At 54.0% G+C, this 14,339-nt stretch carries 13 protein-coding genes; 8 read left to right on the forward strand and 5 right to left on the reverse strand.

Annotated features, from left to right (window positions below; translation table 11 throughout):
- The first annotated feature begins 22 nt into the window (after positions 1-22).
- Both ansA and pncA read left to right on the forward strand, forming a co-directional pair.
- Positions 23-1,039, forward strand: a complete 1,017-nt coding sequence (ansA, locus tag ACVV26_RS12720; protein ID WP_312982522.1) for an asparaginase — start codon at positions 23-25, stop codon at positions 1,037-1,039.
- 10 nt (positions 1,040-1,049) lie between these two features.
- The gene (gene pncA / locus ACVV26_RS12725) at positions 1,050-1,691 is read left to right on the forward strand and encodes a bifunctional nicotinamidase/pyrazinamidase (protein ID WP_474801841.1); all 642 of its coding nucleotides are present in this window, start codon (positions 1,050-1,052) and stop codon (positions 1,689-1,691) included.
- A 28-nt stretch (positions 1,692-1,719) separates the two neighbouring features.
- Here pncA and ACVV26_RS12730 read toward each other — a convergent pair whose 3' ends face one another.
- Positions 1,720-1,998: a YeaC family protein gene (locus tag ACVV26_RS12730; protein ID WP_474797372.1), complete on the reverse strand. Its 279-nt coding sequence runs from the start codon at positions 1,996-1,998 to the stop codon at positions 1,720-1,722.
- Positions 1,999-2,039: 41 nt separating this feature from the next.
- The gene (gene msrB, locus ACVV26_RS12735; RefSeq protein WP_125292023.1) at positions 2,040-2,453 is read right to left on the reverse strand and encodes a peptide-methionine (R)-S-oxide reductase MsrB; all 414 of its coding nucleotides are present in this window, start codon (positions 2,451-2,453) and stop codon (positions 2,040-2,042) included.
- A 346-nt stretch (positions 2,454-2,799) separates the two neighbouring features.
- On the opposite strand from msrB, the gene gapA reads away from it, so the two are divergent.
- Complete coding sequence (gene gapA / locus ACVV26_RS12740; RefSeq protein WP_125292022.1) at positions 2,800-3,795, forward strand: glyceraldehyde-3-phosphate dehydrogenase; 996 nt, start codon at positions 2,800-2,802, stop codon at positions 3,793-3,795.
- Positions 3,796-3,871: 76 nt separating this feature from the next.
- Positions 3,872-4,759 (forward strand): D-hexose-6-phosphate mutarotase, encoded by an 888-nt coding sequence (locus ACVV26_RS12745; RefSeq protein WP_474797374.1) that lies wholly within the window; start codon positions 3,872-3,874, stop codon positions 4,757-4,759.
- A gap of 41 nt (positions 4,760-4,800) precedes the next feature.
- Here the strand turns inward: ACVV26_RS12745 and ACVV26_RS12750 are convergent, their stop codons facing one another.
- Together ACVV26_RS12750 and ACVV26_RS12755 are read right to left on the reverse strand one after the other, a co-directional pair.
- Positions 4,801-5,655 carry an aldo/keto reductase gene (locus ACVV26_RS12750; protein ID WP_474797376.1) on the reverse strand — a complete coding sequence of 285 codons (855 nt, stop codon included), beginning with the start codon at positions 5,653-5,655 and terminating at the stop codon, positions 4,801-4,803.
- 83 nt (positions 5,656-5,738) lie between these two features.
- Entirely contained in the window at positions 5,739-6,485 is a 747-nt protein-coding gene (locus tag ACVV26_RS12755; RefSeq protein ID WP_312982529.1) for a MipA/OmpV family protein, read from the reverse strand.
- 426 nt (positions 6,486-6,911) lie between these two features.
- Between ACVV26_RS12755 and yeaG the strand changes: the two genes are divergently transcribed.
- The 3 genes from yeaG (at position 6,912) to ACVV26_RS12770 (ending at position 13,168) form a co-directional block, all read left to right on the forward strand.
- Positions 6,912-8,846: a protein kinase YeaG gene (gene yeaG / locus ACVV26_RS12760; protein ID WP_474797378.1), complete on the forward strand. Its 1,935-nt coding sequence runs from the start codon at positions 6,912-6,914 to the stop codon at positions 8,844-8,846.
- Positions 8,847-8,897: 51 nt separating this feature from the next.
- Entirely contained in the window at positions 8,898-10,199 is a 1,302-nt protein-coding gene (locus ACVV26_RS12765; RefSeq protein WP_474797380.1) for a YeaH/YhbH family protein, read from the forward strand.
- Between the two features lie 440 nt (positions 10,200-10,639).
- Complete coding sequence (locus tag ACVV26_RS12770) at positions 10,640-13,168, forward strand: autotransporter outer membrane beta-barrel domain-containing protein (protein WP_474797382.1); 2,529 nt, start codon at positions 10,640-10,642, stop codon at positions 13,166-13,168.
- Between the two features lie 45 nt (positions 13,169-13,213).
- On the opposite strand, the gene lysM is transcribed toward ACVV26_RS12770, so the two are convergent.
- Entirely contained in the window at positions 13,214-13,657 is a 444-nt protein-coding gene (gene lysM, locus ACVV26_RS12775; RefSeq protein WP_474797384.1) for a peptidoglycan-binding protein LysM, read from the reverse strand.
- A 172-nt stretch (positions 13,658-13,829) separates the two neighbouring features.
- Between lysM and ACVV26_RS12780 the strand changes: the two genes are divergently transcribed.
- Positions 13,830-14,327 (forward strand): YbaK/prolyl-tRNA synthetase associated domain-containing protein, encoded by a 498-nt coding sequence (locus ACVV26_RS12780; RefSeq protein ID WP_474797385.1) that lies wholly within the window; start codon positions 13,830-13,832, stop codon positions 14,325-14,327.
- Positions 14,328-14,339: the final 12 nt, after the last annotated feature.

The following is a 14,339-nucleotide window of genomic DNA, read 5'->3' on the forward strand; positions in this document are numbered from 1 at the left end:
TATCCTTAACGAACTCAAGACCATGTCCAAGAAATCCATTTACGTTGCCTATACCGGCGGTACGATCGGTATGCAGCGTTCTGAACAGGGCTACATTCCCGTCTCCGGACACCTGCAACGCCAGCTGGCGCTGATGCCCGAGTTCCATCGCCCGGAAATGCCCGACTTCACTATCCATGAATATCAGCCGCTGATGGACTCATCCGATATGACGCCGGAAGACTGGCAGCACATCGCCGATGACATCAAAGACAATTACGACCAGTACGACGGTTTTGTGATCCTTCACGGCACCGACACTATGGCGTTCACCGCTTCGGCGCTGTCGTTTATGCTGGAGAATCTCAGCAAGCCGGTGATCGTTACCGGTTCGCAAATCCCGCTGGCGGAGCTGCGTTCTGACGGGCAAATCAACCTGCTGAACGCGCTGTACGTGGCGGCGAACTATCCCATCAGTGAAGTAACGCTGTTCTTCAATAATTGTCTGTATCGCGGTAACCGCACCACCAAAGCCCACGCCGACGGTTTTAACGCTTTCGCCTCCCCTAACCTGTCGCCGCTGCTGGAAGCAGGCATCCATATTCGCAAGCTGAACACGCCTGCCGCGCCGCACGGGGATGGGCCGCTGGTTGTCCACCCGATTACGCCGCAGCCGATTGGCGTGGTGACCATCTATCCGGGGATTTCCGCCGATGTGGTGCGCAACTTCCTGCGCCAGCCGGTAAAAGCGCTGATCCTGCGTTCTTACGGCGTCGGCAACGCGCCGCAAAACCAGGAGTTTTTAAAAGAACTGCACGACGCCAGCGAGCGCGGCATTGTGGTGGTCAATCTTACCCAGTGTATGTCCGGGAAAGTGAATATGGGCGGCTACGCCACCGGCAACGCGCTGGCTCAGGCGGGGGTAATTGGCGGTTTTGATATGACCGTTGAAGCGACGCTGACCAAATTACATTTTTTATTAAGCCAGGGATTAAGCGCATCGGCCATTCGGGAAGCGATGATGCAGAACCTGCGGGGAGAACTCACGCCTGATGAATAACGTCACCATAATGACCCAACGCGCACTGCTGCTGGTGGATTTACAGAACGATTTTTGCGCCGGGGGCGCGCTGGCGGTCGCGGAAGGCGATAGCACAGTGGATATCGCCAATCGCCTAATCGACTGGAGCCGTACACGCGGCGACGCGATTGTAGCCAGCCAGGACTGGCACCCGGCGGATCACGGCAGTTTCGCCAGCCAGCATAACGCTGAGCCTTTTACCCAGGGCGAACTGGACGGTTTTCCGCAAACCTGGTGGCCGGATCACTGTGTACAGTTGACCGAGGGTGCGGAACTGCATCCGCTGCTCAACCAGAAGGCCATCGACGCGGTGTTTCATAAAGGTGAGAACCCGCTGATCGACAGCTATAGCGCGTTTTTTGATAACGAGCATCGCCAGAAAACCGCCCTGGATGAGTGGCTGCGCCATCACGGCATCAAAGAACTGGTGATTATGGGCCTGGCGACGGATTACTGCGTGAAGTTTACGGTGCTGGACGCGCTGAAGCTGGGTTACACGGTCAATGTGATCACTGACGGCTGCCGTGGGGTGAATCTGGCTCCGCAGGACAGCGCCCATGCGTTTATGGAAATGGCGGCGGAAGGCGCGACGCTGTATACACTGGACGACTGGCTGGAAACGCAGTCCTGATAACGGGCCCCGCAACGGGGCCATTTTTTTACTCGGGGCGCATCTTCGCGATGGTCGGCGGGACAAGGCCGAACTCTTCTTTGAACTGCTGCTTACTTTTCATCACAATCTGGCCGTCGGTGCCAATCGACATATGGTCCGGGTTGTGATTGTGGCGCGTCTGCCACAGCATCACCAGTTGCATACTGTTGGCTTTTTGCTCGTCGGTTAACGCCACGCCATCGGGCCATTTGCCCAGCTCCACGGCGGTGACCAGCCGCTGATACACTTCCGGCGTCATGCTGTTAATCAGGTCATCAATGTTCATTTTCGCACTGCTCCACTGGAATAGTTTGCTGAATCGATTTTTCAGCCCTTTGTTTGTGCGCCGTTCTCATCATCGGTGAAGCTCAGCGAGGCGGAATTCACGCAGTAACGTTCGCCGGTGGGCTTCGGGCCGTCCGGGAAAACGTGGCCTAAATGCGCATCACAGTTGCCGCAGCGAATTTCGGTGCGCTGCATACCGTGTGAGTAATCATTCAAATAGCGGATCGCGTTCTCGCTCACCGGTTCGAAAAAGCTCGGCCAGCCGCAGCCCGAATCATACTTGGTTTGCGAGTTAAACAGCGCCGCATCGCACACCAGGCAATGGTAAACGCCCTCGCGCTTATTATGCAGCAAACGCCCGGTAAATGGCGCTTCGGTGCCATGTTGCTGAGTAACGTAAAACTGAACGTCGGTCAGCGTTTTCTTCAGATCTTCCGGGGAGTTGTTGTTAGCCATAAGTTCACATCTCGGCAGGGTTAAACAGATCACATTATCTGCCAGATTCTAACAAAACATTAACAGTACGGTGCTAACTTTTGATCTAAACTTAGTGCCAGGTAAACGGCAGCGGGTTGTTTGTGACTCACATCACAATTTTCATCTCACTGTTCTTTAAAATGTCCCGCGGCGTCCCCATGTGGGATGGCAGCACAAAAGGAAATGTTTGACGTGTTATTCGCGCAAAGGTTGTTCACCAGATTGATTTGTCGCAATGATTGACACGATTCCGCTTGACGCTGCGTAAGGTTTTTGTAATTTTACAACCAACCTTTTATTCACTAACAAATAGCTGGTGGAATATATGACTATCAAAGTAGGTATCAACGGTTTTGGCCGTATCGGTCGCATTGTTTTCCGTGCTGCTCAAACTCGTTCTGACATCGAAATCGTTGCAATCAACGATCTGTTAGACGCTGAGTACATGGCTTACATGCTGAAATATGACTCCACTCACGGTCGTTTCGACGGCACCGTTGAAGTGAAAGACGGTCACCTGGTCGTTAACGGCAAAAAAATCCGTGTTACCGCTGAAAAAGATCCGGCTAACCTGAAATGGAACGAAGTCGGTGTTGACGTTGTTGCTGAAGCAACCGGTATCTTCCTGACCGACGAAACCGCACGTAAACACATCACCGCTGGCGCGAAAAAAGTGGTTCTGACTGGCCCGTCCAAAGATGACACCCCGATGTTCGTTAAAGGTGCTAACTTTGAAAAATACGCTGGCCAGGACATCGTTTCCAACGCTTCCTGCACCACCAACTGCCTGGCTCCGCTGGCTAAAGTTATCAACGACAACTTCGGCATCATCGAAGGCCTGATGACTACCGTTCACGCGACCACCGCTACTCAGAAAACCGTTGACGGCCCGTCTCACAAAGACTGGCGCGGCGGCCGTGGCGCAGCTCAGAACATCATCCCGTCCTCTACCGGTGCGGCTAAAGCAGTAGGTAAAGTTCTGCCGGAACTGAACGGCAAACTGACGGGTATGGCGTTCCGCGTTCCGACTCCGAACGTATCCGTAGTTGACCTGACCGTTCGTCTGGAAAAAGCCGCTTCTTACGAAGACATCAAGAAAGCCATCAAAGCAGCTTCTGAAGGCGAAATGAAAGGCGTTCTGGGCTACACCGAAGATGACGTTGTTTCTACCGATTTCAACGGCGAAATCTGCACTTCCGTGTTCGATGCCAAAGCCGGTATCGCACTGAACGACAACTTCGTGAAACTGGTTTCCTGGTACGACAACGAAACTGGCTACTCCAATAAAGTACTGGACCTGATCGCTCATATCTCCAAATAAGTTGAGATGAACGATTAATCCTTAGAGGGCGACGATGGTCGCCCTTTTTTTTTGGTCTGAACAGAGGATGATGGACATGATAAATCGCATTTTCGATCTGCCGGTTGTAGAGCAAATCACCCCGGCGATTTCTTTACGCAGAATGGACGAGCTGGATGTTGTGGTGATTGAGCATCCGAAGGCCCGCGCATCGTTGACGTTACAGGGCGCGCATCTGCTCTCATGGAAACCGGCTGGCGAAGAAGAAGTGCTATGGCTGAGCGACAATACGCCGTTCAGCAAAGGCGTGGCGATCCGCGGCGGCGTGCCGATTTGCTGGCCGTGGTTTGGCCCGGCAGCGCAAAAAGATCTGCCGGCTCACGGTTTCGCCCGTAACCTGCCCTGGACGCTGCAAGCCCATAATGAAGACGAAAACGGCGTGGTCGTTACCTTTGAATTGCAGAGCAGCGACGTGTCTAAGCAGTACTGGCCGCATGATTTCACCCTGTACGCGCGCTTTAAACTGGGCGCAACCTGCGAGATGGAACTGGAAGCGCACGGCGAGTTTGAAACCTGGTCCGCGCTGCATACCTACTTCAACGTGGGTGATATTAGCGCGGTGAAAGTGAGCGGTCTGGGCGATCGCTTCATTGATAAAGTGAACGATGCCAAAGAAGGCGTGCTGGCTGACGGCGTGCAAACCTTCCCGGACCGTACCGACCGCGTGTATCTGAACCCGGAAGCGTGCAGCGTGATCCATGACGGCGCGCTGAAACGCACTATCGACGTTGTCCATCATCACCACTGCAACGTGGTGGGCTGGAACCCAGGCCCGGCGCTGTCTAAAGCGATGGCGGATATGCCGGACGACGGTTACAAAACTTTTGTCTGCGTTGAAACCGCCTGCGCGACCGTGGCGCAAAAAGCCAGCGAAGAGAAGCCGTCTCGCCTGGCGCAAACCCTGCGCGTCGCTAAAAAAGCGTAAGCTGAACGCCCTCCCCTTGCCTTGCGGTAAGGGGAGCGGCTTTACACCACATCCAGCGGCATTTTCCTGTTCGGTGGCGGGTATGCCCCGTCAAGTTTTTCGATATCCTGCGCCGTCAATTTCACCTCCAGCGCAGCGGCATTTTCCTCCACATGCTTAATGTCTGAGGCCTTCGGAATGGCGAGCACGCCTGGACGACGGATAACCCACGCCAGCAGCACCTGGGCCGCCGTCACGCCTTTCTCCTGCGCGAGGGTATTCACGACGACGTTATTCATCAGATCGTCACGCAGCCGCCCGGCCTGAGCCAGCGGGCAGTAGGCCATGACCGGCATATGGCGCTCGGCGCACCACGGCAGCAAATCGTATTCGATACCCCGCGAGCCGAGATGGTACAGCACCTGATTGGTTGCGCACTCCTGACCACCTTTCAGCGTCCACAGGGTTTGCATATCGTCAACGTCCAGGTTCGAGACGCCCCAGCGGCCAATTTTGCCCTGCGCCATCAATGACTCCATAGCAGCGATGGTGTCTTCGAAGGGAATGTTGCCGCGCCAGTGCAGCAAATAGAGATCGAGATAATCGGTACCGAGGCGTTTCAGGCTGGCTTCGCACGCCGCCTGGGCTTTTTGACCGCCCGCGTTCCAGGGATACACTTTTGAGACCAGATAGACCTCATCGCGCCGGCCACGAATCGCCTCGCCGACCACTTTTTCCGCGCCCCCCTCCGCGTACATTTCTGCGGTATCGATAAGCGTCAGCCCCAGGTCGATGCCCCGTTGCAGAGCAGCGACTTCCTGGCGGCGTCGGGCGGGATCTTCACCCATATACCAGGTGCCCTGACCGATTGCCGGAATTGGCGTGGAATGAGAAAAAAAATGCGTAAGGTTAGCCATGGTTTCCTCCTCTCATTAAAGGTTTGCACCACAGTAAGACAAACGGGGCGCAAGCGCCCCGTAAGTATGCACGAATCCCACCTTTAAAAACTGTAGGTGATCCCGGTGGAGAACACACCGCTCCAGTTTTGCCCGACCATCGGGCTGTCGGTGACTTCGCTGTCCAGGCGGGTGTAACGACCGGTGCCGTACACATTCCAACTGTCGGTCAGCTTGTAGTTCACCGTCAGCTCCAGGTATGGGTTCCAGCCGCTGTCCGCATCATAGGTTTTCAGCCCGCTGCGGCGCGACTCAGCCTTGCTGACACCATAGTAATATTCATTGTGGTTATCGCTGGCCCACTGCGCGCCAATGCCCGGCGTCAGGGTCAATGCCCCGTTGGTGTAGCGGTACAGCCATGCCAGATCCCACAACACACCGTTGCTGTTATCCAGGGTATCCCCGGTCAGCGCGGTACGCAGGAAACCGTACTGGGTGTGATGCACGTAAGAAAGACCCGCCATCAGGGTCGCTTTACGTTTATCAAGCTGGCGCAGTTGGTTGTTGTCGCTGTTTTTCGGTTTGAAATACTGCGGGGAGTAATAAGCCATCACAGACAATTTGTCAGACTCATCATTCCACAGGTAATAACCAGCGCCTAATGCACGGACCCAGACATTTTCGCCTTCATAGCCGATCACCGGGATCGGTATAACATTGTTGTCGTATTGCTTATACGGGCCTTCTACATAGCCCGCACCCGCGCCCAGCGTCCAGGGCCCTTCGGCGTGAACAACCGATGCAGCAGAGGCCAACGCCATTCCCAATGCAAGAAGTTTGAATTTGGTCACAGTCCATTTCTTCCTTAATCAAATAATCAGCGCCACGAAGTGTAACCGCCTTTAACCATCACCCCAAATTTTTTACTTAAGTCTTACAAAGCAAATCATTTACCCTGGCGCAGTAACATGACGTAAGGTTTGCATTTTTTTGGCGTCGCCATGACAGGCCGACAAATGCCTTATGTAAAAAACAGGAAATTAAGGATGAGTGATTGATATGTCATTGAAATTCGCAATTTGCTTCAGCAAGTTTTCTAAATGCCATCTACGCTTAATTTTGAGAAGGCAAATACCCTGACCGCAGTAGCGCAGTGCAACGCGCGTTCACGCAAGAGTTGGCATAAGGGTTGCTGTATCAGAAATGTCTTCCGGGGGCCTCTACTACTCATATGAACGGCCCTTATCCTGTGCTAAAAAACGAAAGGACGGCATGCCATGAATATATTCGATCACTATCGCCAGCGTTATGAAGCTGCCAAGGACGAAGAGTTCACACTGCAGGAGTTTCTTGCTGTCTGTAAGCAAGATCGCAGTGCCTATGCTAACGCGGCAGAGCGGCTATTGACGGCCATTGGTGAGCCAGTGATGGTGGACACTGCCCAGGAGCCTCGGCTTTCCCGTCTCTTTTCGAATCGGGTGATATCCCGTTATCCGGCGTTTGAAGAATTCTATGGGATGGAAGAAGCCATAGAGCAGATCGTCTCTTATCTGAAACACGCGGCTCAGGGTCTGGAAGAGAAGAAACAGATCCTCTATTTGCTGGGCCCAGTGGGCGGCGGTAAATCTTCACTTGCCGAGCGCCTGAAGTCTCTGATGCAGCGCGTACCGATTTATGTACTGAGCGCCAACGGCGAACGCAGCCCGGTTAACGACCATCCGCTTTGCCTGTTTAACCCGCGTGAGGATGCCCAGATTCTGGAGAAAGAATACGGCATCCCGAACCGGTATCTCGGCACCATTATGTCGCCGTGGGCGGCAAAACGGCTGAATGAGTTCGGTGGCGATATCACTAAATTCAAAGTCGTCAAAGTGTGGCCGTCGATTCTGGCGCAAATCGCCATCGCCAAAACAGAACCGGGCGATGAGAACAACCAGGACATCTCCGCGCTGGTGGGTAAAGTGGATATCCGTAAGCTGGAGCACCACGCGCAAAACGACCCGGACGCCTATGGTTATTCCGGCGCGCTGTGCCGCGCCAACCAGGGCATCATGGAATTCGTCGAGATGTTTAAAGCACCGATTAAAGTGCTGCATCCGTTACTGACCGCGACTCAGGAAGGTAACTACAACGGTACCGAAGGCATTTCCGCCCTGCCGTTCAACGGTATTATTCTGGCACACTCCAACGAATCTGAGTGGGTGCAGTTCCGCAACAACAAAAACAACGAGGCGTTCCTTGACCGTGTGTATATCGTCAAAGTGCCTTATTGCTTGCGGATCTCCGAAGAGATCAAGATTTACGAAAAACTGCTTAACCACAGTGAGCTGACCCACGCGCCGTGTGCACCGGGCACCCTGGAAACCCTGGCCCGCTTCTCGATTCTGTCGCGTCTGAAAGAGCCGGAAAACTCGAGCATTTACTCGAAAATGCGCGTGTACGACGGGGAAAGCCTGAAAGACACTGACCCGAAAGCGAAGTCCTATCAGGAATACCGCGACTATGCCGGGGTGGACGAAGGGATGAACGGGCTGTCGACTCGTTTCGCGTTCAAAATCCTCTCCCGTGTGTTCAACTTTGACCACGCTGAAGTGGCGGCGAACCCGGTTCACCTGTTCTACGTACTGGAACAGCAGATCGAGCGCGAGCAGTTCCCGCAGGATCAGGCGGAGCGTTATCTGGAGCACCTCAAAGGCTATCTTATCCCGAAATACGCGGAGTTCATTGGCAAAGAGATCCAGACGGCGTACCTCGAATCCTACTCGGAATACGGGCAGAACATTTTCGACCGTTATGTCACCTATGCTGACTTCTGGATTCAGGACCAGGAATACCGCGATCCGGATACCGGACAGCTCTTTGACCGTGAATCCCTGAACGCGGAACTGGAGAAAATTGAAAAACCGGCGGGCATCAGCAACCCGAAAGATTTCCGTAACGAAATCGTCAACTTCGTGCTGCGCGCCCGTGCGCATAATAGCGGCCGCAATCCGAACTGGACCAGTTACGAGAAGCTGCGCACCGTGATCGAGAAGAAAATGTTCTCGAATACCGAGGAGCTGCTGCCGGTCATTTCGTTTAACGCCAAGACTTCAACCGACGAGCAGAAAAAGCACGACGATTTTGTCGATCGCATGATGGAAAAAGGATACACCCGCAAACAGGTGCGCCTGCTGTGCGAATGGTATCTGCGGGTACGGAAATCCTCATAACGACAACGCTGACGCCGCAGGTTCGCCTGCGGCCTTTTCTGCGCGGCATCTATGCAGTCTGGGGGAAATATGGCCTATTTCATTGACCGGCGACTGAACGGCAAAAACAAGAGCACGGTGAACCGCCAGCGCTTCTTGCGCCGTTATAAATCGCAAATCAAGCAGTCGATTTCCGAGGCCATCAATAAGCGTTCGGTAACCGACGTGGAGAGCGGCGAGTCGGTCTCCATCCCAACGGAAGATATCAACGAACCGATGTTTCATCAGGGGCGCGGCGGCCTGCGCCATCGCGTACATCCCGGCAACGACCACTTTGTGCAAAACGACCGTATTGAGCGTCCACAGGGCGGCGGCAGTGGCGGCGGCAGTGGACAAGGCCAGGCGAGCCCGGACGGCGAAGGCCAGGATGAATTCGTGTTCCAGATCTCTAAAGATGAATATCTCGACCTGCTGTTTGAAGACCTGGCGCTGCCGAACCTGAAGAAAAACCAGCACCGGCAGCTAAACGAATACAAAACCCACCGCGCGGGCTACACCGCCAACGGCGTTCCGGCCAATATCAGTGTGGTGCGTTCATTGCAAAACTCGCTGGCGCGGCGTACCGCTATGACCGCCGGTAAGCGGCGCGCGCTGCATGAGCTGGAAGCGAATCTGGATATCGTTGCTAAAAGCGAACCGGCACAGCTACTGGAAGAGGAGCGGCTGCGCCGCGAAATCGCCGAGCTGCGCGCCAAAATTGAACGCGTGCCGTTTATCGACACCTTTGATTTACGCTACAAGAATTACGAAAAACGCCCTGAGCCTTCCAGCCAGGCGGTGATGTTCTGTCTGATGGACGTTTCCGGCTCGATGGACCAGGCCACCAAAGACATGGCGAAACGCTTTTATATCCTGCTGTATCTGTTCCTCAGCCGGACCTATAAAAACGTTGAAGTGGTCTATATCCGTCACCATACCCAGGCGAAGGAAGTGGACGAGCATGAATTCTTCTACTCCCAGGAAACCGGTGGGACCATCGTTTCCAGCGCCCTGAAATTGATGGATGAAGTGGTTCAGGAACGTTATGACCCGGCGCAGTGGAACATTTATGCCGCTCAGGCGTCCGATGGCGATAACTGGGCCGATGACTCCCCGCTGTGCCATGAAATTCTGGCGAAGAAAATTCTGCCGGTAGTACGGTATTACAGCTATATCGAAATCACCCGTCGCGCGCACCAGACGCTGTGGCGGGAATATGAAAACTTACAGGCGCGATTTGATAATTTCGCTATGCAGCATATTCGCGATCAGGATGATATTTATCCGGTCTTCCGCGAACTGTTTCACAAGCAGAATGCCGAATCCCACAGTTAATATAAAATCAGCCAGTCAATCTGGCTGATTTTTTGCCTTCCGGGCTTATTATTTCGCTGCCAGTTTTGCTGCGTTGATTAATTACGCCTGTAATAAAATCATCACATTGCATTCCCCTTCTCGCGCTAGGGTTACTCACTTATTAATAAGCGCGCTACGGTTTTCACCTGAACGTGCTATGGAAAAATAAATTGGTGATATTTTATATATCTTTCATAAGGTTGAAATTATACACCCTTATTAACCCACTTTAATCCAAAGAAAATTCTTGATAATTAATACAAATAAAATAAATATTCCTGGTATTGTTCCGTCCATTCCCACACCTCCCGACCCTAACCGTCAGGACAGCATTCATTATGCATTGAAGATGTATTTCATATGAAACGCATCGTCATCGTTTTTAAAATCAACAAAATTTATTATCAGGAGTGGCAAATATGAGAAGTCCCTGGCGCAGTCTATTACTCATTACCGGCGTGACGAGTGGCCTTGGCGTATTAATGCCGTCGGCTGCGTATGCCGTCTGTGATCCGGCATCCGCCGCAGACATCACCGTAACCTGTAGCGGAACGGAGACCAGTAATCTGAATTATACGGTTAACGATCGCCTTACCCTGATACTGGACGCGACAAGCCAGGTGACCTCCGCCACACCTGAAATCCCGGCGGTGGATTTCCGCTCCCTGAACGGAAAATTAACCAGCCAGGGCTCTATCGAGACCAGCGGCTTTTACAATGACGGGATTTATATTTCATCAACCTCCGGCGTGCTGCTGGACAACCAGGGTTCAATCACTGCGCTATCCAGCCAGTCCAACGCTATTCACGTGACGGAATTGCGCGATAGCCTTATCGCTAACCGGGGGACGATAACCACAGAAAGCAGTCTGGGGAATGGCATTCTGATTGGCTCGGGCGGCGGCGTGTTTGTCGGAAACGAGGGGCTGATTACCACCTCAGGACCGGAAGCGCACGGTATTTTCGATGAGAACGGGATTAATAACAGCATTACCAACAGCGGCATCATCAGTACCACAGGCGAAAACAGCGATGCTATTAATCTGGCGGATTCTGCCAATGCCACCCTTATCAACAACGCTGGCGGGCAACTGTTAACGGAAGGGGGCAGCGGTATCGCCCTGACAGGCGATACCACCGCGACCATCGATAACCAGGGCATTATCAGCAGCGAAATCTACGGCATCTACCTTGGGGACGATGCCGCCGCGCAGCGTATTCAGAACAGCGGCATTATCGTCGGTGGGCTTGGCGGTATTGTGGCGGACGACAACAGCAGCATTACCCAACTCACTAACCAGGGCATTATCGGCTCGATTGAGGGCGATGCTGTTTCTGTTAGCCCCACCAGCACGGTTGTCAGTGGCATTGATAACCAAGGCATTATCATCGGCAGGGTGAACGCGCCGGGCGTCAGCATGAGCAACAGCGGGTTGTTCGATTTGTTAAACAGCAATCAACCCTCACAGGTGCGCGATTACGCACAGTCCAGCAGCGGCATTTTGGCGTTGCAGGCGGATAACACCAGCAACTACGGCCAACTTCAGGCTTCCGGCACCGCCGTACTCAACGGCAATACGGTCGTGATGACCCGTGGCAGCACCAGCTTCGCTAATGGCGATGTGTTAAGCGATGTGGTGAGCGCGGCTAATATCGTCGGTACGCCAGTCGCGGTGGTTGATGACTCCACGCGCTATCAGTTTACCCAGGAGCTCACCGACACCCGTTACTCGCTGCGGATTATCGATACCGGCATCGACAACACCAGTGCGGCGGTGGTGCAGACCGGGTCAACCGCGCTGACGGGCATCGCCTCGACGCTCGATACGCTTATTGCAAACAACAACGCCAGCGCGGGGGATGGCAGCGCCAGCAGCACCCTGCAATGCGGTACAGCGTTAACCAGCGCGCTGTGCGCCATCACCTCCTCGGCCACCGCCGCGCAAATGACGCGTACCGTGAACCAGCTATCACCGCTGATGTTTGGCAGCATGCCGTATATCGAACTCAATAATTTGCAGGCTTTCGGGGATATCGTCGGCTCGCGCCAGGACGCCATTCGCACCTTCGGCCAGTACAATGAGTTCAATCCTGAGAAATACCTGTGGATCCGCCCGGTGGGGCGTTGGGATCACCAGACGCAGCGCGATGGCGTAACGGGTTATCAGGCCGATACCCGCGGTATCGCCATCGGGACCGATGTGCCGCTTCACGAGCAAATCCGCGCGGGCCTGGCCTTTGGCGTTAGCCGTACCGACGTCAATGACGACGCCAGCGACGTTCGCCATGATGCGCAAATTGAAAGCTGGAACCTGCTGGCCTACGGCGGTTTCGATTTCACTCCCAATACCGCCCTCACCTGGCAAACCGGGCTGGGGCGTAATAAAACCGAAGGCAACCGCTATCTTTCCTTCACCAATCCGGCTACCGAAGAGCAAACCTACAGCGGCGTGGTGCGTTCCGATTACGACAGCCACACCTTCCAGGCGGGGCTCGGCCTGCAAAGTACCTTCTACCCGGCGGGGAAATGGTCGCTGACGCCGGTACTGCGCACTGATTATTATCGCGTGAAGGACAAGGGATACCGTGAAAGCGGTGCGGATGACGCCAGCCTGGATGTTAACGGCAACACCCTGGATGCGCTGATTGTGTCCACCAAAGCCAAAGTTGGGCTACAGCTTTCCGACGTGGTTAACGTACATGCCCAGGCAGGCGTGGGGTATGACACGATTAATGACCGCTCGACAACCCGGGCGCATTTCGTTGGCAGCCCGGACACGCCTTTCACCTATCGCGGCATGGAGCAGAGCCCGTGGATAGCCACGGCGGGTGTGGGCGTGACGGCGAAATTTACTCAGGTATTAGACGGCACCGTACAGTATGACGCGCAGCAGCGTTCTGACTTCACCAGCCAAAGCGTCAGCCTGAAAGTGCGTTACGCTTTCTAATGAGAATGACCAGGCAAACCCATCCGCATGGGTTTGCCTGTTGTTTTACTGCTTCGGAATGATCAGTACCTGGCCGGGATAGATTTTGTCAGGATGGCTGAGCATCGGTTTGTTTGCTTCGAAAATCACAGTGTATTTATTCGGGTCGCCATAGACCTGTTTAGAAATGGCGCTCAGATTATCGCCAGATTTTACCGTGTAATAGGTTGCCTCTTCACGCGCATCGTTGGCGGTCGCGTTATTTTCTACGCTTGCGATCCCTTTGACGTTACCCACCGCGACCTGGATTTTTTCTTTCTGCTCCTGGGTCAGACCGTCACCGCTTACCACCGCCTTGCCGTTTTCTACCTTGACGTTGACTTTATCCGCACCCGGCACGCCGGTTTTTTTAAGATGCTCCTCGACCTTACTGCCCTGGTCATGGTCGTCCCCTTTCAGGGTGTCCCAGAGTTTCTCACCTGCGTCTTTGACAAAATCAAATAAACCCATGGTTATTCCTCCTGTTGAATAGTGCTCTGTAAGCCTGGCAAAGCGGGAACGAACTGACCAGGAGAATCGGATTCCTCTTGCTGGTTTGTGGTTTCAGCGTTGCAAAGTCACTGTGTCGTCAGTATCGTAAACCGCGCAACTATAAGGCTGTTTTATATCTTAAGGATTGAAGATGACACAGACCAAAGGCCATACCGTTCATCAGCAGCTCGTCGCCCTGCTGGATCACCAAAACGCGACGTTTCGGGTCATGGAGCATGAAGCAGTCGGTAAATGCGAGGCGGTGTCGGAAATTCGCGGAACGGCGCTGGGCCAGGGGGCAAAAGCGCTGGTCTGCCACGTGAAAGGTAACGGGATGCGCCAGCACGTCCTCGCGATTATCGCCGCCGATAAACAAGCGGATTTAACCAAACTCGCCGTCGCGCTTGGCGGGTTGCGGGCGTCACTGGCCAGCCCGGCGGAAGTCGATAAACTCACCGGCTGCGAATTTGGCGCTATCCCGCCGTTCAGTTTCCATTCCGAGCTAAGACTGGTCGCCGATCCGGTGCTGTTCGAGCGCTTTGATGAAATCGCCTTTAACGCCGGGCTGCTAACCCATTCAATTATCATGAATACCCAGGATTATTTGCGGATCGCCGCCCCGACGCTGATTGATTTTCACCGACCGTGATAACGGCGAGTC

The sequence above is a fragment of the Atlantibacter sp. MEI4A-1023 genome (assembly GCF_056155425.1).